Origin of the sequence: Streptomyces longisporus, from assembly GCF_039532765.1 — a bacterium.
In the GTDB taxonomy this organism is placed as follows: Bacteria; Actinomycetota; Actinomycetes; order Streptomycetales; family Streptomycetaceae; genus Streptomyces; species Streptomyces longisporus.
The window spans coordinates 1-21,297 of sequence record NZ_BAAASG010000011.1; the positions used below are offsets into that span (position 1 = coordinate 1).

Consider the following 21,297-nt stretch of genomic DNA (forward strand, 5'->3'; position numbering starts at 1 on the left):
ACGCCGCACCACCCGCGGTCGACCGGCCACGAGAGGAAGGCCGCCCCATTCGCGCACCTCACCTCGAGCCGCTGACCACCGCCCCCGCGATGACTCGCGCGCACTCCAGCGACTCCATGCGCGTGGTGTCCACCTCCACGTCGTACTCCACATCCCGGTGGACCAGTTCCGCCTGCTGCTCCGCCATGCCTCGCACCCGGTCGCCCCGCGCGATCTCCCGGCCCGCGGCGACCGCGGCCTCGCAGCGGACGCCGACCCACAGGACGTCCAGACCGGCCAGGACCTTCCGCCACGCGTCCTGAGACTCGCCGCCGCCGAGGAACACGTCGTCGACGATGACCGGGGCGCCGGCGCGGGCGGTCGCCGCGACGCCCTCCCTCCACGCCGTCTCCAGCCTGCGGAACTCCGGCCCGACATTCACGGCGCCGTCCGGTGCGACGAGCGAGGCCTGCAGGGACGCGGGCATCGAGTCGACCAGTGCGTCGATCGCAAAGGCCAGCCACGGGTCCGGCAGCACCGCCTGCAGACACCGCACGATCCCGGACTTGCCGGAGCTGGAGCCGCCGTTGAGCACGATCACCCGGGTAACCATCGGGTCACCGTAGAGGAACGAGCGGAGCGCTCCCCACCCGTTTTCGGGCTGCCCGTGACCAGGGCGTCGTAGACGATGGTGCCTGCACGGAACCCGGCGGGCGGCAGTGCCGAGGCCGCCCCCACCTCACACCACGCCCCCGACGTGCACTCCGAACCCTCACACTCTCGCCGGGCCGCTGCTGAGGGCAGCGTTCCTCGCGGGAAACAGATGTGATGCTGCCGGGTAACACCGGCATCGCACGCTCCTAGACATGACCTCGAATACGCGTGTGGTGGTGATCGGCGCCGGGCTCGCGGGCGTCCGTCTCGCCCGGCGGCTCGGTGAGCTCGGCACGCCCGTGACACTGATCGGCGAGGAGGAGCACCGCCCGTACAACAGGGTGCTGCTCGCCGAAGTGCTGGCGGGACGGTACAGCCCCGAGGTGATCGCGCTGCCGGCGCCCCCGGAGCTGATCCGCGCCCGGGTCACCGGCATCGACCGCGACGAGCGGACCGTCGCGTGCGCGGACGGCTCGAAGATCGCATACGACACGCTGGTCCTGGCCACCGGCTCCAACCCGGTGCTCCCGCCCCTGCGCGGACTGTTCACCCCGGACCACGTACTGCCCGAGGGCGTGCACGCGTTCCGGACCATGGACGACTGCCTGGGCCTGTCCAAGGCCGTACGGCCGGGCGTGAAGGCGGTCGTCATCGGCGGCGGTCTCCTCGGGGTCTCCGCCGCCCGCGCGCTCGCCCGGCGCGGCGCCCAGGTCGTCCTCGCCCAGCAGGGCGAGCGGCTCATGGAGCGGCAGCTCGACCCGAACGCCTCGAAGCTCGTGCAGCGGCACCTGAGGGACCTCGGCGTCGAGATCCACACCGAGTGCCGGGTGCGCGACGTGCGCTGCGTGGGCGGCGCGGTCCGCTCGGTCGAGATGCACGACGGGTACGCCCTCGACGCGGACCTGGTGGTGCTGGCCTGCGGGGTGCACCCTCGGGTGGGCCTCGCCCAGATCGCCGGTCTGGAGGTGCGCAAGGGCATCGTCGTCGACGACGAGCTGCGCACCTCCGACCCGCACATCCGGGCCATCGGCGACTGCGTCCAGCACGACGGCGAGGTGTACGGGCTGGCCGCACCGGCCCTCGAACAGGCGGAGGTCCTGGCCGAGTTGCTGTCCGGCCGCGCGAGCGCCCGCTACACCGGCACCCGTGCCCTGACCCGGCTCACGCTCGCCGGGCACGACTCCCCCTTCGACCTCGCCGCGTTCGGCGAGACGGAGGCCCGGCCCGGCGACGACGTCGTCCAGCTGGCCGACGCCACCCGTGGCACCTACCGCAAGGTCGTCGTCCGCGACGACCGCCTGGTCGGCGGGGTCCTCGTCGGCGAACTCGGCACCGTCGGCGCACTCGCCCGCGCCTGGGAGGGGGCAGAGCCGCTCCCCGCCGACGGTGCCCCACTGCTCCACCTGCTCACCACTGATGGAGGCTCCTGATGTCCACGGACACCCCCACGATCGTGCTGATCGGCCATGGCATGGTCGGCCAGCGCTTCCTCGAAGCGCTCGCCGCGCGCGGCCTGACCGCCACGCACCGCGTGGTCGTGCTCTGTGAGGAGCCGCGTCCCGCCTACGACCGCGTGGCGCTCACCTCGTACTTCTCGGGCAAGACACCCGAGGAGCTCTCCATGACCGACATGGAGTTCATCAACGACCACGGCATCGAGCTGTACGTCGGCGACCCGGCCGAGACGATCGACCGTGAGGCGAAGAAGGTGACCGCGAAGTCCGGTCAGGTCTTCGAGTACGACACCCTCGTCCTCGCCACCGGCTCGTACCCCTTCGTGCCGCCGGTCCCGGGCAAGGACGCCGAGGGCTGTTTCGTCTACCGCACGATCGAGGACCTGCTCGCGATCGAGGAGTACGCGAAGACGAAGGCGACGACCGGTGCGGTGGTCGGCGGCGGTCTGCTCGGCCTTGAGGCGGCCGGTGCGCTGAAGGGGCTCGGACTCACCTCCCACATCGTCGAGTTCGCGCCGCGTCTGATGCCGGTGCAGGTCGACGAGGGCGGCGGCGCGGCCCTGCTGCGCACCATCGAGCAGATGGGCCTGACCGTCCACACGGGCGTCGGCACCCAGGAGATCGTCGTCGGCGAGGACGGTGCCGTCACCGGCATGAAGCTCTCCGACGGCTCCGAACTCGCCACCGACCTGGTGGTGTTCTCCGCCGGTGTCCGCCCCCGCGACCAGCTGGCCCGCGACTGCGGCCTCACCGTCGGCGAGCGCGGCGGCATCACCGTCGACGAGCAGTGCCGTACGGTCTCCGACCCGCACGTCTTCGCGATCGGCGAGTGCGCGCTGGCCTCCGACGGCCGGGTGTACGGCCTGGTCGCCCCCGGTTACGAGCAGGCCGAGACGGCCGCCGCGACGATCGCCGAGGACGAGACCGAGCAGTTGACGTTCACCGGCGCCGACCTGTCCACCAAGCTGAAGCTGCTCGGCGTGGACGTGGCCTCCTTCGGCGACGCGCACGGCGCCACCGAGGACTGCCTGGACGTCGTCTACTCCGACTCCCGCGCGGGCCTGTACAAGAAGCTGGTCATCGGGCGGGACGGCACGCTGCTCGGCGGCATCCTGGTCGGCGACGCGGAGGCCTACGGCACGCTGAAGGCCTTCACCGGTTCGGTGCCGCCGGTCTCGCCCGAGTCTCTGGTGCTGCCCGCCGGCGCCGGTGAGTCGGTGCAGCTCGGCCCGACCGCGCTGCCGGACGACGCGATCATCTGCTCCTGCAACAACGTCCGCAAGGGCACCATCCGCGCCGCGGTCACCGACCACCAGTGCACCACCGTGCCCGAGGTGAAGAAGTGCACCAAGGCCGGTACCACCTGCGGCAGTTGCGTCAAGGTGCTGGGCCAGCTGGTCACGGCCGAGCTGGAGGCGTCCGGCGTCGAGGTCGACAAGGGCCTGTGCGGCTGCTTCTCGCAGACCCGCGAGGAGCTCTACGAGATCGTCCTCGCCCTGCGCATCAACACCTACCAGGACCTGCTGGACCGCTACGGCCGCGACGAGGCCAGGGGCGGCGACGGCTGCGAGATCTGCAAGCCGGCGGTCGCCTCGATCATCGCCTCCCTCGCCCCGACGATCGGCGCGAGCGGCTATGTCCTGGACGGCGAGCAGGCCTCGCTGCAGGACAGCAACGACCACTTCCTCGCCAACCTGCAGAAGAACGGCTCGTACTCGGTCGTCCCACGCATCCCCGGCGGGGAGATCACCCCCGAGGGCCTCATCGTGATCGGTGAGATCGCCCGCGACTTCGGTCTCTACACGAAGATCACCGGCGGTCAGCGGATCGACATGTTCGGCGCCCGCGTCGAGCAACTCCCGCTGATCTGGGCCCGGTTGGTGGACGCCGGCTTCGAGTCCGGCCACGCGTACGGAAAGGCCCTGCGCACCGTCAAGTCCTGCGTGGGCCAGACCTGGTGCCGCTACGGCGTCCAGGACTCCGTCCGCATGGCGATCGACCTGGAGCTGCGCTACCGGGGCCTCAGGTCGCCGCACAAGCTCAAGTCGGCGGTCTCCGGGTGCGCCCGCGAGTGCGCCGAGGCCCAGTCGAAGGACTTCGGCGTGATCGCCACCGCGGGCGGCTGGAACCTGTACGTCGGCGGCAACGGCGGCGCCACCCCGCGCCACGCGGACCTGCTCGCCCAGGACCTCTCCGACGCCGAACTGGTCCGTCTGATCGACCGTTTCCTGATGTTCTACATCCGCACCGCCGACCGCCTGGAGCGCACCTCGACCTGGCTGGAGCGCATCCCCGGCGGCCTGGACCACGTACGCGACGTGGTGGTGGAGGACTCCCTCGGCATCTGCGAGGAGCTGGAGTCCCTGATGGCGGACCACGTGGCGAACTACGCCGACGAGTGGGCGACCACCATCAACAACCCGGACAAGCTCGCCCGGTTCGTGTCCTTCGTGAACGCGCCCGACACCCCCGACCCGGTCGTGGGCTTCGTCCCGGAGCGCGACCAGATCAAGCCCGACCTGCCGCTGCTGTCCATCGGCATGCGCCCCTCTGAAGACCTCCTGGAAGGAAGCGCCCAGCGATGACCCTGGCACCCGAGACCACCGACCTGAAGGTCGAACTGCAGCTGGACAACGACTGGTTCGCGGTCTGCGAACTCAACCAGCTGGTCCCCGGCCGCGGAGTGGCCGCGCTGCTGCCCGACGGCCGCCAGGCCGCCCTGTTCCGCGACCGCAACGGCGAGCTGTACGCCATCGACAACCGTGACCCCTTCGGCGGCGCGGCGGTCCTCTCCCGTGGCCTGACGGGCACCCACCGGGGCCGCCCGTTCGTCGCCTCGCCCCTGCTCAAGCAGCGGTTCGATCTGCTGTCGGGGCAGTGCCTGGACGACGAGTCGGTGCGGATCGCGACGTACGAGGTGCGGGCGGCGTAAGTTCCCACCCCGGGATTTCTTGACCGTTCGTTCTCGTTGGTTCTAGGCTGCGCCACGTGGCCAGGACCAAGGAGTTCGATCCCGATGCCGCGCTGCAGTCGGCCCTGGAGCTGTTCTGGCGGCGCGGCTACGAGGCGACGTCGATGTCCGACCTGGTGGACCATCTCGGTATCGGCCGCGCCAGCATCTACGCCACCTTCGGCAGCAAACACGAGCTGTATCTGAAGGCGCTGGAGCGCTACGACCGGGCCGGGCTCCCGCCGATCGTGCGGGAGCTGTCCCAGCCGGGTCCCGCCCTGCCCGCCGTACGGGCACTCGTACGGCGCTACGCCACCGAGGCGGCCGACGAGCAACTACGCCTGAACGGCTGCCTGGTCACCAACACGGCGAGCGAACTCGCCCCGCACGATGCGGCGGCCGCCCGGCGCGTCGAGCGCAACTGGGACCATCTGGAAACCGTGCTGCACTCGGCCCTGGTCCGCGCGCAGGCCCGGGGCGAACTGCCCGCCGGCCGCGATCCGCTGGCCCTCGCCCGCATGCTGCTGGTGCTGCTGCAGGGCCTGCGGGTGGTCGGCAAGGCGTCCGCCGATCCGGCCAGGGTCCGGGACGCGGCGGAGCAGGCGCTGGCCCTGCTCGACTGAGACCGCGGGAACGCCCCTTGCTCCGAGGGGCGTTTTCCACGTCCGCATACTGAACCGATCGGTCAAGAAAAGGGGAGCTCATGACCACCACCGCTCACACCACCGGCGGACGCTTCACGGACCGGACCGCGCTGGTCACCGGCGCGGGCTCCGGCATCGGACGGGCGATCGCACTCGCGTTCGCGACGGAGGGCGCCGGGGTCGTCGTAGCAGGACGCCGGAGGGAACCGCTCGACGAGACGGTCCGCCTGATCGAGGACCGGGGCGGCAAGGCGCTGGCGGTCACCGCCGACGTGTCCGCCGCCGCCGACAACCAGGCGCTGGTGGAGGCGGCCGTCGAAGCCTTCGGCTCGCTCGACGTGGCGGTCAACAACGCGGGCGTGTTCCGGGGCGGCGGTCCGCTCGCCGACCTGCCGGAGGCCGACTGGCACAGCCAGCTCGCCATCAACGTCACCGGCACGTTCCTGGCCCTGAGGGCCCAGATCCGCCGGATGCGCACCCAGCCGTCCGGCGGCGCGATCGTGAACGTCGCCTCCACCTTCGGTGCACACGCCCGCATCCCCGGGGCCGCCGCCTACGCCGCCTCCAAGGCCGCCGTCGCCGCGCTCAGCAGGGGCGCCGCCCTGGACCACATCCGGGACGGCGTCCGCATCAACGTCGTCAGCCCCGGCGCCACCGACACCCCCATGTCCCTGCGCCCCGGCGAGACGGAGACGGCCCGCACCGAACGGGTTCGCACCACCCTCCCCCTCGGCCGCCTCTCCGCCACACAGGAAGTGGCCGCCGCCGTCCTCTACCTGGCCTCCGACGACGCGGCATCGGTGGTGGGCACGGACCTGGTGGTGGACAGCGGGGCGACGGCCTGAAGGGTGGGGTCATTGGATCGCCTTGTCCAGCGCCCCCACCGAGAGGATGGAGGGACAGTTGGCCGACCGGCCCACGGGCATGACCTCCGTGGCGCGCCCGCTTTCTGTGCGCTGCTCCCCCGTTCGTGGACACGTCGGGACACGGAGGGTCAGCGCCGGGCAAAGGGCGCGCGGGGTCGGTCGCGTGGATCGACGCGTACTGCCGTGACCTGCAAGGATTCCCTTCACCAGGCCGTCGGCATCGCCTCCCGGTACACCGTCGCATCGAGCGCGGAGGCCCGCAACACGACGGCTCGCAGGTCGCGCCCGGTCACCCCTTCAACGCGTCGTACGCCACCCCGGTGAGCCGCTCGGACGCGGCCCAAAGCCGTTCTCCCGCCGCGTCGTTGAGCGTCCACGGCGCCCGCCAGGACGGGGCGGGCGCCCCGCGCCACATCATGAACGACGGTCCGGTGAAGGAGTCCGGCCGCACATCCGGCGCCGTCGCCGCGTACAGGACGGGCAGCGCGCCGGCCTCCGCGGACTGGGCGAAGACCCGGTTGCCGAGCTCCATCACCCGCCCGAGGAGCCTGCGCCCCTCCATGCGGGGCGCGGCGCCCTGCAGGTTGGTGGCCGCGTACCCGGGATGGGCCGCGGCCGCCACCACGTCCGTGCCGTGTGCCGCAAGCCGGCGGGCGAACTCGTGGACGAAGAGCAGATTGGCGGTCTTGGACCGGGCGTACGCGATCCAACGCCGGTAGCGGCGCTCACTGTTGAGGTCGTCGATGTCGATGTTGGCCACCGCGTGCATCTCACTGGAGACGCTCACGACGCGGGCGCCGGCGGTGGCGAGCAGCGTGGGCAGCAGCAGCCCGGTGAGCGCGAAGTGCCCGAGGTGGTTGACCCCGAACTGCGTCTCGAACCCGTCCGCCGTGGTCCCGTACGGCAGCGCCATCACCCCGGCGTTGTTCACCAGCAGGTCGAGGTAGTCGTAGCGGTAGGACGCCGCGAACTCCCGTACGGAGCCCAGGTCCCCGAGATCCAGCCGCGCGAACTCCGCGATCGCTCCCGGCACTTCACCCACGATCCGGTCCGCCGCCGCGTTTCCCCGTGCCTCGCTCCGGCAGGCGAGGACCACCCGCGCCCCCTTGCGCGCCAGTTCCCGCGCGACGACGTAGCCGAGCCCGCTGTTGGCCCCGGTGACGACGGCGATGCGCCCGCGCTGGTCGGGGACGGCCTTCTCGTTCCAGCCGGGCATGGGCGGGCTCCCTCCGGGTGCGGGTGCTTCCCAGCGTAGGAGAGGGGTCCGGGCATGTCGCCCGAGGGGTTGGTCGGCCGCCCGGTACAACTTTTTCCGCTGGGCACTCATCCAACAGAACGCACACATCCACCCATTCGCCCGACGGAGGCGGATATGCCATGTTTGTTCACTCTCAGCGACGATCCCGACGCGGCATAGCCGCCCTGCTGTCCGCCGGCCTCCTGGGGCTCGCGGGCGCCGGAGCGGCCTGGAGCGCGACGGCAGGGACGGCGACGGCGGCGCAGGGACTGCGTACCTGCGCCGTGAGCGACCTGTACGTCTCCATGGGGCGCAAGGAGGGCGCGGCGGGCTCGGTGTACTGGCCGATCCGGTTCACCAACACCAGTGCGACGAGCTGCACCCTGCGCGGTTATCCAGGCGTCAGCGCCCTGGACCCGGCACACCGGCAGATCGGCCCGGCGGCCACGCACAGCGGCCGGCCCTTCACCACCGTCGTCCTCGCCCCCGCCCACTCCGTCTCCGCGGTCATCCGTACGACCAACGGACCCATCGGCGGGCCCTGTCTGCGCACCGGCACCTATCTGCGGGTCTACCCACCGGCCTCGTTCCGGGCGGTCCTCGTCCCGGCTTCCTGGACGATCTGCTCGCACCTCTTCCAGGTCGGACCGGTGAACACCCAGGGCGCCCTCTGAGCAGCCCGAAGGGGCGGCACCCCCGCACAAGGTGCCGCCCCTCTTGGTGATCCGGAGCCGCCGCCCATCGGTATTGAGGGTCGGGGACGGGCGGCGGCTCCGGGGCTTTTCCGTGGCCGTAGGCCCTACCGGTGGTCGCTGCCCGCCGACTGCGTGGCGGCGCGTCCCGCCTCCAGGCGGGCCACCGGGATCCGGAACGGCGAGCAGGAGACGTAGTCGAGACCCACCTCGTGGAAGAAGTGGACGGACTCCGGGTCACCGCCGTGCTCGCCGCAGACGCCGAGCTTCAGGTCGGGACGGGTCTCGCGGCCCGCCTTCACCGCGGCGGCGACCAGTGAGCCCACGCCGTCCTTGTCGATCGTCTCGAAGGGCGACACCCCGAAGATGCCCTTCTCCAGGTAGGCGGTGAAGAACGAGGCCTCCACGTCGTCCCGGGAGAAGCCCCACACCGTCTGAGTGAGGTCGTTGGTGCCGAAGGAGAAGAACTCCGCCGCCTCCGCGATCTGACCGGCCGTGAGGGCCGCGCGCGGGAGCTCGATCATCGTGCCGATGGCCAGCTTGAGCTGGGTGCCCGTCGCCGCCTCGACCTCCGCGATGACCTGGTCGGCCTCCTCGCGGACGATCTCCAGCTCCTGGACCGTGCCGACGAGCGGGATCATGATCTCGGCACGCGGGTCGCCCTTGGCGTTCTTGCGCTCGGCCGCGGCCTCGGCGATCGCCCGTACCTGCATGGTGAACAGACCGGGGATGACCAGGCCGAGGCGTACGCCGCGCAGGCCCAGCATCGGGTTCTGCTCGTGCAGGCGGTGGACCGCCTGCAGCAGCCGCAGCTCGTTCTCGTGCGGGTCCTTGCGGGACTCGGCGAGGGCGACGCGGACCGACAGCTCGGTGATGTCCGGCAGGAACTCGTGCAGCGGCGGGTCCAGGAGGCGGACCGTGACGGGCAGGCCGTCCATCGCCGAGAACAGCTCCACGAAGTCCTGCTTCTGCAGCGGCAGCAGCTCCTTCAGGGACTCCTCGCGCTCGGCGTCGGTGTCGGCCAGGATCAGCTTCTCCACCAGCTCACGCCGGTCGCCGAGGAACATGTGCTCGGTACGGCACAGACCGATGCCCTGGGCGCCGAAGCGACGGGCGCGCAGCGCGTCCTCGGCGTTGTCCGCGTTGGCGCGCACCCGCAGCCGGCGCTTGCGGTCGGCGAACGCCATGATCCGGTGCACGGCCTCGACGAGTTCGTCGGCGTCGTTGGCGCCGGCGTGCATCCGGCCCTCGAAGTACTCGACGACCGGGGAGGGCACGACCGGGACCTCGCCCAGGTAGACCTTGCCGCTGGAGCCGTCGATGGAGATGAGGTCGCCCTCCTCCACGACACGTCCGCCGGGCACGGTCATCCGCCGCCGCTTGGTGTCGACCTCCAGCTCCTCGGCACCGCAGACACAGGTCTTGCCCATGCCGCGCGCGACGACGGCCGCGTGGGAGGTCTTGCCGCCGCGCGAGGTCAGGATGCCCTCGGCCGCGATCATGCCGTCGAGGTCGTCGGGGTTGGTCTCCCGGCGGACCAGGATGACCTTCTCGCCCGAACGCGACCACTTCACCGCGGTGTACGAGTCGAAGACGGCCTTGCCGACCGCCGCACCCGGCGAGGCCGCGATGCCCCGGCCGACCTGCTCGACCTTCGCGTCCTCGTCGAACTTCGGGAACATCAGCTGGGCGAGCTGGGCGCCGTTGACGCGCTGCAGGGCCTCGGTCTCGTCGATCAGCCCCTGGTCCACGAGCTGCGTGGCGATACGGAAGGCCGCACCCGCCGTGCGCTTGCCGACGCGGGTCTGCAGCATCCACAGCTGGCCGCGCTCGATGGTGAACTCGATGTCGCAGAGATCCTTGTAGTGGTTCTCCAGGGTCTCCATGATCTGCATCAGCTGGTCGTACGACTTCTTGTCGATCTGCTCCAGCTCGGCGAGCGGCACGGTGTTGCGGATGCCCGCGACCACGTCCTCGCCCTGCGCGTTCTGCAGGTAGTCGCCGTAGACGCCCTGGTGGCCGGAGGCGGGGTCGCGGGTGAAGGCGACGCCGGTGCCGGAGTCCGGGCCGAGGTTGCCGAAGACCATCGAACAGACGTTGACGGCGGTGCCCAGGTCGTGCGGGATGCGCTCCTGGCGGCGGTAGAGCTTGGCGCGGTCGCCGTTCCAGGAGTCGAAGACCGCCTTGATGGCGAGGTCCATCTGCTCGCGCGGGTCCTGCGGGAAGTCCCGGCCGGCCTCGGTCTTGACGATCTTCTTGAACTTGGTGACCAGCTTCTTGAGGTCGGCCGCCTCCAGCTCGGTGTCGACGGTGACCTTCTTGGCCGCCTTCGCCGCCTCCAGCGCGTCCTCGAAGAGGTCGCCCTCGACGCCGAGGACCGTCTTGCCGAACATCTGGATGAGGCGCCGGTAGGAGTCCCAGGCGAACCGCTCGTCGCCGGCCTGCTCGGCGAGGCCCTTCACGGACTTGTCGGAGAGCCCGATGTTGAGGACCGTGTCCATCATTCCGGGCATCGAGAACTTGGCGCCGGAACGGACCGAGACGAGCAGCGGGTTGTCGGCCTGGCCGAGCTTCTTGCCCATCTTCTCTTCCAGGGCCACGAGGTGTGCACTCACCTCGTCACGCAGTGCCGCCGGCTCCTCGCCGCTGTCGAGGTAGACCTTGCAGGCTTCCGTCGTGATGGTGAAGCCGGGAGGAACGGGGAGTCCCAGGTTGGTCATCTCGGCGAGGTTCGCGCCCTTGCCACCCAGGAGGTCCTTGAGGTCCTTGTTTCCCTCGGTGAAGTCGTAAACGAACTTCGCTACGTGGGGTTCTTTGTTTTCCGACACGGTCTCGTCTCCCTCGAGGACGCGGTGGCTGCCCTGACGGCGAGGAACATACCCAGATCAAAGGCGTCTGGGTACGTCTACTCGCGTGTCATGCGCCCGTAACCAGTCGTCCGCCAGCGGATCTAAAGTCAAAGCTTGGCAAGCGGTGACGGGCAGATGTTTTCACTTCTTGAACGCAAGACCGCCCATGAGCCCGGTATTCCGCTCAGATGAGCGGGCAACCTGCACGTCTGATTTCGATCGATGAACGATCAAGGGGTGGCACCGAGTGCCACCCCTTGGAGAAGTGCAGCCGCTCAAGATCCGCTCATCTGAGCGCAACCCTTATCAAGGGTGGCAAGAATCACGCTCCCACAGAGTGCCGGATTTCACCATGCGGACGCCTTCCGGGACGGAAACCGGGACCGAACGCGGACGTCACACGCCCATCGCCAGCAGCCGTTCCTCCGCCCGCTGCGGCGCGTACAGGTACTCCACGACCAGCGCACCCGCCCCCACCAGCCCGGCGCGCTCGCCGAGCCGCGAGGTGACGACGTCCAGATGAGCCGTGGAGCGCGGCAGCGCCCGCTGGTACAGCAGCTCCCGTACGCCGGTGAGGAATGCAGTTCCGGCCAGATCTCCCGCGATCATCAAGACCCCGGGGTTGAGCAGCGTCACGACGGTCGCCAGCACGTCCCCGACCTGCCGCCCCGCCTCCCGCGCGAGCCCGACCGCCTCCGGGTGCCCGGCCGCCAGCAGATCCCGCACATCCGAGCCGGACGCCGCAGGCACCCCGGCCTCCGCGAGCCGCCGCGCCACGGCGCCGCCACTCGCCACGGCCGCCAGACAGCCGTACGAGCCGCACCGGCACAGCGCCTCCGCGCCCACCCGGATGTGCCCGATGTCGCCGGCGCCCCCGTCGATGCCGCGGTAGATCGAGCCGTCGACCACGACCCCGGCGCCGATACCGGTCGACACCTTGACCAGCACGAACGCCGAGCAGTCGGGATGTCCGGTGCGCTGTTCGCCGTACGCCATGAGGTTCGCGTCGTTGTCCACCAGCACCGGCACCGGCCCTGCGCCCGTGTGCTCGGTGAAGGATCGGGCGAGGCGGCCCCTTATGTCGTAGCCGTCCCAGCCCGGCATCATCGGCGGCTGCACGACCCGCCCGGTCTCGCTGTCGACGGGCCCCGGCACCGCGAGTCCGATCCCGCAGACCGACTGTGCCCGCCGCCCGGCCTTCTCCAGCGACTCGGCGAACCAGCGGCCGAGTTCACCGAGTACGGCGTCCGGGCCGTCCTCGATGAGGAGGGTGCCGGAGTGCTCGGAGAGGATCTCGCCGGTCAGGGTGAGGACGGCGGCGCGGGCGTGGCGGGTGTCGAGGTCGGCGGCGAGGACCACGGCGTGCTCGTCGTCGAACTCCAGGGTGATGGAGGGGCGGCCGCCGAGCGGCGAGTCGACGGGGCCGCCGGCGCCCTCGCGCAGCCAGCCCGCGCGGAAGAGCCGGTCGAGGCGCTGGCCGACGGTGGCGCGGGACAGTCCGGTGGCCTGCTGGAGCGCGCCGCGTGTGGTCGCACGCCCGCTTCGCACCAGTTCGAGCAGATCTCCGGCGCTGGCCTGGCTCCGTCCGGTCATGCACACCCCCTTGTGTTTCTCAAGCTTGCATTACATCCTGGGTTTTGCGTGTTAAATAGACGTAACCCTACGGTAGCCACGACCGAACCGGTCGACCGCACGTCTTTCGGGGAGCCCCGAGTGGATCGCACTGCCCAACTCGCCAGCCGTGCCGCACAGCACCCCATTGCATACGATCCACCCGCCGCGCCGGGTTCGCTGCACGTCAGGGCCGCCCGGGTGCTGGCGGACAACTGGACGGGAGCGTCCACGGTCCCCTCGCGCAGCCTGTATCCCCACCAGTGGTCCTGGGACTCGGCCTTCATCGCGATCGGCCTCAGGCACCTGTCGCCGTTACGGGCGCAGACGGAACTGGAGACGCTGCTGGCCGCCCAGTGGGAGGACGGGCGCATCCCGCACATCGTCTTCAACCCCTCCGTGCCCCTCGACGCGTACTTCCCGAGCCCCGACTTCTGGCGCTCCTCGACCGCGGGGCGCGCTGCGGGCGCCCCGCGCACCGTACAGACCTCCGGCATCGTGCAGCCACCGGTGCACGCGCTGGCGGTCTGGCTGGTGCACTGCGCCGACCCGGGGCTGTCCCGGGCGCGCGGCTTCCTCACCCGGATGTATCCCCGGCTGGCGGCCTGGCACCGCTATCTGCTGCACCGGCGCGACCTCGGCGGCGGCGGCCTGGCGTCCGTCGTGCACCCCTGGGAGCAGGGCATGGACAACAGCCCCTGCTGGGACGCGCCCCTGGCCCGCATCACACCCGCCCCGGCCCGCTCCTTCCGCCGCGCCGACCTCGACCACGGCGCCGCCGAGGACCGGCCGACGGATCTGGACTACGGGCGGTACGTACGGCTGGCGACGGACTACCGGGACCGTGGTTACGCCGACCAGGGCGCCGAGTTCGCGGTCGAGGACCCGTCCTTCAACGCCCTGCTCATCGCCTCCGAGCACGCCCTGGCCCGGATCGCGCACGAGCTGGGCGCGCCGGGCACGGCCCGCCACACACGCGCGGAGCGGCTGACGGGCGCGCTGCTGGACAGGCTCTGGGACCCGGCGGAGGGCATGTTCTTCTGCCGGGACGTGCGCGGCGGGCAGCTGATCCGGGAGCGGAGCGTCTCGGGCCTCGTACCGCTCCTGCTGCCCACGCTTCCGCGGGGGACGACCGCCGCCCTCGTCCGCACGGCCTGCGGCCCGCACTTCGGCCTCGGCGCCGCGGCCCGCCTCGTCCCCTCCTACGACCTGCTCGGCGAGGCCTTCGACCCGCACCGCTACTGGCGGGGCCCGGCCTGGTTCAACACGAGCTGGCTGCTGGAGCGCGGGCTGCGCACACACGGCGAGCAGTCGCTGGCCGACGCGCTGCGGGAGGCCGTCCTGGACATCGCCGGCAGCTCCGGGTTCGCCGAGTACGTCGACCCGTTCACCGGCGAGGCGTGCGGCGCGAGGGGGTTCGGCTGGACCGCCGCGCTCGCGCTGGATCTGCTCCACGAGCGCCCGGGACACGGCGTGTCCCGCACGGGCACCGGCACGTTCGACACAAGTGACGTCGGCAGAGGTGACGTCGACCGAAGCGACTTCGGCAGCAGCGACTTCGGCAGCAGCGGCTGCGACGGAAGTGACTTCGCCAGGAGCGACGAGGAAGTCAGGGGAGGCGACCGGGCATGACGGACCGGCATCATCTGCTCGTGCACGGCGGGACGTTCGCGGCCGTCGGCGACAGCGGGGACATCAGCGGGGTGCGGGGGTCGGGCTCCCCCGACGGGTTGTTCGTGCGCGACGCCCGGCATCTGAGCCGCTGGCAGCTGACGGTCGACGGCGCGGTGCCGGAGTCGCTCACACCGGTCGCCGACGGCGACACGGCGCGCTGCGTCCTGGTCCCGCGCGGCGGCCGCCAGGAGCCGCCCGCGTACACGATCTTCCGCGAACAGGCCGTCGGCGACAGCGCGTTCGTCGAGTCCCTGCGGGTGACCAGCAACCGCCCGGTGCCGACCACCATCCGCCTCGCGGTCACCGCGGACGCCGACTTCACCGACCAGTTCGAGCTGCGCTCCGACCACCGCACCTACACCAAGATCGGCGCCACCCGCTCCCGCCAGGTCCTCGACGACGGCGTGGAGTTCAGCTACCAGCGCGGCGAATGGCGTTCCTGTACGACGGTGACGGCCGAGCCCGCCCCGGACGGCGTCGAGGAGACGGGCACGGGCGCCCGGCGCCTCGTCTGGACCCTGGAACTCGAGCCGCACGGCACGGCGGAACTGGCGCTGCGGGTGGCCGCCCGTCCGCACGGAGCGGTGCCGGGCCCCCGTATCCCCGACTCGCCCGCCGCCGCCAACGCCCAACTCCTCGCGCTGGAGGGCGAGTTCGCGGAGGGCGTGCCCTTCCCGACCGGCTGGCCCGAGCTGGCGGCGGCCTGCGCACGCGGTCTCGCGGACCTGGCCTCGCTGCAGGTCACGGCGGCCGGCCCGGACGGTGAGGAGCTGCGCGTACCGGCGGCCGGCGCCCCCTGGTTCCTCACCCTGCTGGGCCGCGACGCCCTGCTCACCTCCCTGTTCGCCCTCCCCTACCGCCCGCAGCTGGCCGCCGCCACGCTGCCCGCCCTCGCCGCCACCCAGGCGACCGAGACCGGTGCGGACTCCGTCTCCCAGCCCGGCAAGATCGTGCACGAGGTACGGCACGGGGAGCTGGCGCACTTCGGACAGGTGCCGTACGGGCGCTACTACGGGTCGGTGGACGCGACCCCGCTGTTCCTCGTGCTGCTCGGTGCCTACGTCGAGCAGACCGGGGACCTGGCACTCGCGCGCCGGCTGGAACCCCACGCGCGTGCGGCGATCGGCTGGATGCTGGATCACGGCGGGCTCACCTCCCGCGGCTACCTCGTCTACCGCGCCGACCAGGGCGGCCTCGCCAACCAGAACTGGAAGGACTCCCCCGGCGCGATCTGCTCCGCCGACGGGACCCGGGCGACCGGTGCCGTGATGGCGGCGGGCGCGCAGGGGTACGCCTACGACGCGCTGCGCCGCACGGCCTGGGTCGCGCGCACGGTCTGGGAGGACGAGGTGTACGCGGCCCTCCTGGAGCAGGCGGCCGGTGATCTGCGGGACCGTTTCCAGCGGGACTTCTGGATGCCGGACCGGTCCTTCCCGGCGCTGGCGCTGGACGGCGAGGGCAACCAGGTGGACGCGCTGGCCTCGGACGCCGGGCATCTGCTGTGGTCGGGGCTGCTGGACAAGGAGTACGGGGAGCTGGTGGGCCGGCGGCTGCTGGAGCCGGACTTCTTCTCGGGGTGGGGGGTGCGGACGCTGGCCGCGGGCCAGGCGGCGTACCACCCGCTGTCGTACCACCGGGGTTCGGTGTGGCCGCACGACAACGCGCTGATCGCGTTGGGGCTGGCGCGGTACGGGTTGCATGACGAGGCCCGTACGGTGGCCCACGCTCTGGTCGACGCGGCGACGGCCGCGGGGCATCGGCTGCCGGAGGTCATTGCCGGGTATGGGCGGGATACGCATGCGGAGCCGGTGCCGTATCCGCACGCGTGTGTGCGGGAGTCTCGTTCTGCGGCGGCCCCATTGGCGCTGCTCACTGCCGTGGGGGGCGCGTAAGAGCTCGGTCGGGTCGGTTGTGCGGCGGGTGCGGGGAAGTGCGCGACCAACCACGACGGCGCCGCAGCCCGACGTCACCCCGCCGCCGCACCCCGCGGAGCGCACCGCATTGACCAGGCGTTTGCCCGGTGTTTGCCTCGTCCCCCTGAACAGGCGGACGAGGCGGCCCGTACGAGATGGCGGCGGGCCAAGCGGGTCCTGAAGCTGATCCGTGTGCCTCCCCAGCGTGGCCCGCCGCCTTGTCACGGGCCACGCGCGGAAGGACCTTCGGGTGCAGCCGGACACCGTCGAGAACGTCACAGAGGGCATGTCACCCGAGGTCGAGCCGGAAGTGCCGGAGCGGACGGCGCCTGTGCGCGTCACGCTGCGGGCGCGTCTGGCCGCCCGGCGGGAGCGGCACCCCACCGCCGTACGCAACGTCCGGTGGGCCGTCACGGTGCTCGCCGCCGTGCTCGTCCTCGGTGCGCTGCTGCTGCCGAACCGGTTGACCGCGCTGCACGTCGACCGGTTCCTGCGCATACCGGTGGAGGCGATCATCGGGGCCGCCGTCGCGCTCGCGCTGCCGCGCCGTCCGCGGCTGGTGGTGGCGGTGCTGTCCGGGGCCGCGCTGGGCGCGTTGACGATCGTGAACCTCCTGGACATGGGGTTCGACGAATACCTCGGCCGTCCCTTCAACGTCGTCCTCGACTGGGAGCTGCTCCCCGACGCGCAGTCGTACATCCAGGACTCGATGGGAAGGGCGGTGGAGATCGGCGCGACGGTCGGTGCGGTGGTCCTGGTGCTCCTCTCGTTGAGCCTGATGGCCCTCGCGATGGTCCGTCTCAGCAATCTGCTGGCGCTCCACAAGCAGGTGGCGACGAGGGCGACGCTGGCCGCCACGACGGTCTGGGTGCTGTGTTCCGCGCTCGGTCTGCAGATCATGGGCGTGCCGATCGCCTCCGACCGCACCGCCGGGGCGGTGGCGATCCAGGCGGCCCGGGTGCGGGACACGCTGCGGGACGAGGCGGAGTTCCAGAAGGTCGCCAAGGTCGACGAGTTCGGCAACACACCGCCCGGACAGCTGGTGCCGGATCTGCGCGGCAAGGACATGATCTTCACGTTCATCGAGAGCTACGGCCGCAGTGCGATCGAGGACCCGGTCGAGGCGCCCGGTGTCGACGCGACACTCGACGCCCGCACCAAGGCCCTCGCGAAGGCGGGCTTCCACGCCAAGAGCGGCTGGCTGACGTCGGCGACGTACGGCGGCAGCAGCTGGCTCGGTCACTCCACCACCATGTCGGGCCTGTGGATCAGCAACCAGCAGCGCTACCGCACACTCATGGCGAGCGACCACATGAGCCTCACCGAGGCGTTCAAGAAGACGGGCGACTGGGACACGGTCGGCATCATGCCGGGTGTGCAGAAGAGCTGGCCGGAGTCGAAGTTCTACGGCCTGGACTCCTACCGCAACGCCTTCCAGATGGGCTACAAGGGCCCGAAGTTCAGCTGGTCGACGATGCCGGACCAGTACGCACTCCAGCAGTTCCAGAACCTGGAACACAGCAAGAAGCGCAGCAAGCCCCTGATGTCGCTGGTCATCCTGACCTCCAGCCACCAGCCGTGGGCGCCGATCCCGAAGATGGTCCCCTGGGACGACCTCGGTGACGGCTCGGTCTTCAACGCCATCCACAAGGCCGGCAACAAGCCCTCGGACATCATCGCCAGCTCCCCCAAATCCCAGGCGGAGTACGGCAAGTCGGTCCAGTACTCGGTGACCGCCCTCACCCAGTGGCTGGAGCGCTACGGCAACGACAACACCGTCCTGGTCTTCCTCGGCGACCACCAGCCCATCGCCCGCGTCAGCGGCAACCACGCCAGCCGTGACGTGCCGATCTCGATCGTCGCCAAGGACCCCAAGGTCCTCGACAAGATCGACAGCTGGGGCTGGTCGGACGGCCTGCGCCCGGCGCACGACGCCCCGGTCTGGAAGATGAGCGCGTTCCGCGACAGGTTCCTGACGGCATACGGCTCGACCCCGCACCCCAAGAAGGACTGAGGAGGCGGGCGGGGGTCAGCCGCCGGAGGTGTCCAGCTCCGCGTCCTCGCCGATCCCCGCGCAGTCGTACGGGTCCTTCAGCCAGCCGTCCGGCAGGACCACCCGGTTGTTGCCGGACGTGCGACCGCGGGGGCCGTCGGCGCCGGTGGGCCAGGGCTGGTCCAGGTCCAACTCGTCCAGCCCGGCGCGGAGTTCGGCCAGGGACGACGTGATCGCGAGGCGCTTGCGCATCTCGCTGCCGACCGCGAAGCCCTTCAGATACCAGGCCACGTGCTTGCGGAAGTCGACGACGCCCTTGGACTCGTCGCCGATCCACTCCCCGAGGAGGGTGGCGTGGCGGACCATGATGTCGGCGACCTCGCGCAGGGAGGGACGCGCGATGGCTTCCGTACGCCCCTCGAAGGCCGCCACCAGGTCCGCGAACAGCCACGGCCGGCCCAGGCAGCCGCGGCCCACGACCACGCCGTCGCAGCCCGTCTCCCGCACCATCCGCAGCGCGTCCTGGGCCGACCAGATGTCACCGTTGCCGAGGACGGGGATCTCCGGCACATGCTCCTTGAGGCGAGCGATCGCGTCCCAGTCCGCGGTGCCGCCGTAGTGCTGGGCGGCGGTGCGGCCGTGCAGGGCGATGGCCGTCACGCCCTCCTCCACGGCGATCCGGCCGGCGTCGAGGAAGGTGATGTGGTCGTCGTCGATGCCCTTGCGCATCTTCATGGTGACCGGGAGGTCGCCCGCACCCGAGACAGCCTCCCGCAGGATGGCGCGCAGCAGGTTGCGCTTGTAGGGCAGGGCCGAGCCGCCGCCCTTGCGCGTCACCTTCGGGACCGGGCAGCCGAAGTTCAGGTCGATGTGGTCGGCGAGGTCCTCCTCCGCGATCATGCGGACGGCCTTGCCGACGGTGGCCGGGTCGACGCCGTACAGCTGGATCGAGCGCGGCTTCTCCGTCGCGTCGAACTGGATCAGCTGCATGGTCTTCTCGTTGCGCTCGACCAGCGCCCGGGTCGTGATCATCTCGCTCACGAAAAGGCCCTTGCCACCACTGAACTCTCTGCACAGGGTGCGGAAGGGCGCGTTGGTGATCCCGGCCATCGGGGCCAGGACGACGGGCGGCTCGACGGTGTGCGGGCCGATCTGCAGCGGGGACACGGGCGTGGGCATTGGGCCATTGTCGCGCATCAGCAGTGATCATGTGGCAGCCGTCGAACTGATCATGTAGCAGCCATTAGTTAGCGGCACTATTAGTTAGACACACTATCGAAGTCGGCGTAGAGTGAAACGCATGCCCGAGCTCAGCCACCGCCGACGCTTCCTGGTCCTCGCGATCTGCTGTATGAGCCTGCTGATCGTGAGCCTGGACGTCACCGCCCTGAACGTCGCCCTGCCCTCGATGCAGCGTGACCTGCACGCGAGCACCGCCGGACTGCAGTGGACCATCGACGCGTACACGCTGGTCCTGGCCTCGCTGCTGATGCTCTCCGGCTCCACGGCCGACCGCATCGGCCGCAAGCGGGTCTTCATGGCGGGCCTGATCATCTTCACGGCGGGCTCGCTGCTGTGCTCCCTCGCCCCGAACCTCGACTCGCTCATCGCCTTCCGCATGATCCAGGCGGTCGGCGGTTCGATGCTCAACCCGGTCGCCATGTCGATCATCACCAACACCTTCACACAGCCGGCCGAGCGCGCCCGTGCGATCGGCGTCTGGGGAGGCGTCGTCGGCATCTCCATGGCCGCGGGTCCGCTGGCCGGCGGGCTGCTGGTGGAGTCGGTCGGCTGGCGCTCGATCTTCTGGGTCAACCTGCCGGTGGGTCTCGCGGCCCTGCTGCTCACCCTCCGCTACGTCCCCGAGTCCCGCGCACCCAAGGCCCGCCGCCCCGACCCCGTCGGCCAGCTCCTGGTGATCGCCCTCTTCGGCTCCCTGACGTACGCGATCATCGAGGCCCCGACCTCGGGAGCGGCCTATGTGCTGCCCTTCGTCGCGGTCGCGCTGGCCGCCCTGGCGGGCCTGCTCCGGTACGAGCCCCGTCGCGACGAACCGCTGATCGATCTGCGGTTCTTCCGGTCGGTGCCGTTCAGCGGGGCGACGGTGATCGCGATCAGTGCGTTCGCCGCGCTCGGCGGGTTCCTGTTCCTGTCCACGCTGTATCTGCAGAACGTGCGCGGGTACGACGCGCTGCACGCGGGGCTGTGGATGCTGCCGATGGCGGTGCCTACGTTCCTGTGTGCGCCGCTGTCCGGGCGGCTGGTGGGGAGCAGGGGACCGCGGCTGTCACTGCTTGTCGCCGGCGCGGCGATCACGGCGAGTGCGGTGCTGTTCGCCGGGTTCGAGGCCGAGACGTCGAACGTCACGCTGTTCGTCGCGTACCTGTTGTTCGGCATCGGGTTCGGCTTCGTGAACGCGCCGATCACCAATACGGCGGTTTCCGGTATGCCGCGCAGTCAGGCCGGCGTGGCCGCCGCCGTGGCCTCCACGAGCCGGCAGCTCGGGCAGACGCTGGGGGTTGCGGTGGTGGGGGCGGTACTGGCCTCGGGGGTCGGCTCGTCGTCGTACAAGGACGTGTTCGTTTCGGCCTCCGTGCCGGGGTGGTGGATCCTCACGGGGTGCGGGGTTGCGGTGCTGGTGCTTGGGGCGCTGAGCAGTGGGCGGTGGGCTCGGCGGAGTGCCGAGCGGACGGCTGCGCAGCTTGACTCCGCGGAGGTGCGCCAAGCGGCGGGGGTCAGTGCGTAGTTCGGCGGGTGCGGGTGCGTGGGGGCTGGTCGCGC

The 21,297-nt window shown here is 71.0% G+C and carries 15 protein-coding genes; 10 read left to right on the forward strand and 5 right to left on the reverse strand.

Annotated elements, in window-relative coordinates:
• Nucleotides 1-58: 58 nt before the first annotated feature.
• Nucleotides 59-592, reverse strand: a complete 534-nt coding sequence (cpt, locus tag ABD355_RS22480) for a chloramphenicol phosphotransferase CPT (protein WP_344402344.1) — start codon at nucleotides 590-592, stop codon at nucleotides 59-61.
• A 253-nt stretch (nucleotides 593-845) separates the two neighbouring features.
• Here cpt and ABD355_RS22485 point away from each other — a divergent pair, with 253 nt between their 5' ends.
• The 5 genes from ABD355_RS22485 to ABD355_RS22505 all read left to right on the forward strand — a co-directional run bounded on the left by ABD355_RS22485 (nucleotide 846) and on the right by ABD355_RS22505 (nucleotide 6,526).
• Nucleotides 846-2,063, forward strand: coding sequence for an NAD(P)/FAD-dependent oxidoreductase (locus tag ABD355_RS22485; protein WP_344402345.1), 1,218 nt, complete (start codon nucleotides 846-848; stop codon nucleotides 2,061-2,063).
• Nucleotides 2,063-4,672: a nitrite reductase large subunit NirB gene (nirB, locus tag ABD355_RS22490; protein WP_344402346.1), complete on the forward strand. Its 2,610-nt coding sequence runs from the start codon at nucleotides 2,063-2,065 to the stop codon at nucleotides 4,670-4,672. Before ABD355_RS22485 ends, nirB begins: the two co-directional genes overlap by 1 nt.
• Nucleotides 4,669-5,019 (forward strand): nitrite reductase small subunit NirD, encoded by a 351-nt coding sequence (gene nirD / locus ABD355_RS22495; protein WP_344402348.1) that lies wholly within the window; start codon nucleotides 4,669-4,671, stop codon nucleotides 5,017-5,019. The genes nirB and nirD overlap by 4 nt, the downstream gene beginning before the upstream one ends.
• A gap of 56 nt (nucleotides 5,020-5,075) precedes the next feature.
• Complete coding sequence (locus ABD355_RS22500; protein ID WP_344402349.1) at nucleotides 5,076-5,660, forward strand: TetR/AcrR family transcriptional regulator; 585 nt, start codon at nucleotides 5,076-5,078, stop codon at nucleotides 5,658-5,660.
• Nucleotides 5,661-5,740: 80 nt separating this feature from the next.
• Nucleotides 5,741-6,526: an SDR family NAD(P)-dependent oxidoreductase gene (locus ABD355_RS22505; RefSeq protein WP_344402350.1), complete on the forward strand. Its 786-nt coding sequence runs from the start codon at nucleotides 5,741-5,743 to the stop codon at nucleotides 6,524-6,526.
• A gap of 310 nt (nucleotides 6,527-6,836) precedes the next feature.
• On the opposite strand, the gene ABD355_RS22510 is transcribed toward ABD355_RS22505, so the two are convergent.
• Nucleotides 6,837-7,763: an oxidoreductase gene (locus ABD355_RS22510; RefSeq protein WP_344402351.1), complete on the reverse strand. Its 927-nt coding sequence runs from the start codon at nucleotides 7,761-7,763 to the stop codon at nucleotides 6,837-6,839.
• A 161-nt stretch (nucleotides 7,764-7,924) separates the two neighbouring features.
• Between ABD355_RS22510 and ABD355_RS22515 the strand changes: the two genes are divergently transcribed.
• On the forward strand, nucleotides 7,925-8,458 hold the full coding sequence (locus ABD355_RS22515) for a DUF4232 domain-containing protein (protein WP_344402352.1): 534 nt from the start codon (nucleotides 7,925-7,927) through the stop codon (nucleotides 8,456-8,458).
• A gap of 125 nt (nucleotides 8,459-8,583) precedes the next feature.
• Here the strand turns inward: ABD355_RS22515 and ppdK are convergent, their stop codons facing one another.
• Together ppdK and ABD355_RS22525 are read right to left on the reverse strand one after the other, a co-directional pair.
• Nucleotides 8,584-11,304, reverse strand: a complete 2,721-nt coding sequence (ppdK, locus tag ABD355_RS22520; RefSeq protein ID WP_344402353.1) for a pyruvate, phosphate dikinase — start codon at nucleotides 11,302-11,304, stop codon at nucleotides 8,584-8,586.
• A gap of 417 nt (nucleotides 11,305-11,721) precedes the next feature.
• Nucleotides 11,722-12,918, reverse strand: a complete 1,197-nt coding sequence (locus tag ABD355_RS22525; RefSeq protein ID WP_344402354.1) for an ROK family protein — start codon at nucleotides 12,916-12,918, stop codon at nucleotides 11,722-11,724.
• Nucleotides 12,919-13,038: 120 nt separating this feature from the next.
• Here ABD355_RS22525 and ABD355_RS22530 point away from each other — a divergent pair, with 120 nt between their 5' ends.
• From ABD355_RS22530 to ABD355_RS22540, 3 genes are all read left to right on the forward strand, one after another.
• A complete protein-coding gene (locus ABD355_RS22530; RefSeq protein ID WP_344402355.1) occupies nucleotides 13,039-14,568 on the forward strand; it encodes an MGH1-like glycoside hydrolase domain-containing protein in 1,530 nt (509 codons plus the stop codon).
• Nucleotides 14,565-16,502, forward strand: a complete 1,938-nt coding sequence (locus tag ABD355_RS22535; protein ID WP_344402356.1) for an amylo-alpha-1,6-glucosidase — start codon at nucleotides 14,565-14,567, stop codon at nucleotides 16,500-16,502. The genes ABD355_RS22530 and ABD355_RS22535 overlap by 4 nt, the downstream gene beginning before the upstream one ends.
• A gap of 307 nt (nucleotides 16,503-16,809) precedes the next feature.
• Nucleotides 16,810-18,537: an alkaline phosphatase family protein gene (locus tag ABD355_RS22540; protein WP_344402968.1), complete on the forward strand. Its 1,728-nt coding sequence runs from the start codon at nucleotides 16,810-16,812 to the stop codon at nucleotides 18,535-18,537.
• A 15-nt stretch (nucleotides 18,538-18,552) separates the two neighbouring features.
• Here ABD355_RS22540 and dusB read toward each other — a convergent pair whose 3' ends face one another.
• Nucleotides 18,553-19,695: a tRNA dihydrouridine synthase DusB gene (dusB, locus tag ABD355_RS22545; RefSeq protein ID WP_344402357.1), complete on the reverse strand. Its 1,143-nt coding sequence runs from the start codon at nucleotides 19,693-19,695 to the stop codon at nucleotides 18,553-18,555.
• 121 nt (nucleotides 19,696-19,816) lie between these two features.
• Here dusB and ABD355_RS22550 point away from each other — a divergent pair, with 121 nt between their 5' ends.
• The gene (locus ABD355_RS22550; protein ID WP_344402358.1) at nucleotides 19,817-21,262 is read left to right on the forward strand and encodes an MFS transporter; all 1,446 of its coding nucleotides are present in this window, start codon (nucleotides 19,817-19,819) and stop codon (nucleotides 21,260-21,262) included.
• The last annotated feature ends 35 nt before the right edge of the window (nucleotides 21,263-21,297 follow it).

What these genes read in the sequence shown, in the direction of transcription:
- nirD (WP_344402348.1), top strand. Translation starts at nt 4,669, where the DNA reads ATGACCCTGGCACCCGAGACCACCGACCTGAAGGTCGAACTGCAGCTG.
- ABD355_RS22525 (WP_344402354.1), bottom strand. Translation starts at nt 12,918, where the DNA reads ATGACCGGACGGAGCCAGGCCAGCGCCGGAGATCTGCTCGAACTGGTG.
- ABD355_RS22540 (WP_344402968.1), top strand. Translation starts at nt 16,810, where the DNA reads ATGTCACCCGAGGTCGAGCCGGAAGTGCCGGAGCGGACGGCGCCTGTG.
- ABD355_RS22515 (WP_344402352.1), top strand. Translation starts at nt 7,925, where the DNA reads ATGTTTGTTCACTCTCAGCGACGATCCCGACGCGGCATAGCCGCCCTG.
- ABD355_RS22550 (WP_344402358.1), top strand. Translation starts at nt 19,817, where the DNA reads ATGCCCGAGCTCAGCCACCGCCGACGCTTCCTGGTCCTCGCGATCTGC.
- nirB (WP_344402346.1), top strand. Translation starts at nt 2,063, where the DNA reads ATGTCCACGGACACCCCCACGATCGTGCTGATCGGCCATGGCATGGTC.
- ABD355_RS22505 (WP_344402350.1), top strand. Translation starts at nt 5,741, where the DNA reads ATGACCACCACCGCTCACACCACCGGCGGACGCTTCACGGACCGGACC.
- cpt (WP_344402344.1), bottom strand. Translation starts at nt 592, where the DNA reads ATGGTTACCCGGGTGATCGTGCTCAACGGCGGCTCCAGCTCCGGCAAG.
- ABD355_RS22485 (WP_344402345.1), top strand. Translation starts at nt 846, where the DNA reads ATGACCTCGAATACGCGTGTGGTGGTGATCGGCGCCGGGCTCGCGGGC.
- dusB (WP_344402357.1), bottom strand. Translation starts at nt 19,695, where the DNA reads ATGCCCACGCCCGTGTCCCCGCTGCAGATCGGCCCGCACACCGTCGAG.
- ABD355_RS22510 (WP_344402351.1), bottom strand. Translation starts at nt 7,763, where the DNA reads ATGCCCGGCTGGAACGAGAAGGCCGTCCCCGACCAGCGCGGGCGCATC.
- ABD355_RS22535 (WP_344402356.1), top strand. Translation starts at nt 14,565, where the DNA reads ATGACGGACCGGCATCATCTGCTCGTGCACGGCGGGACGTTCGCGGCC.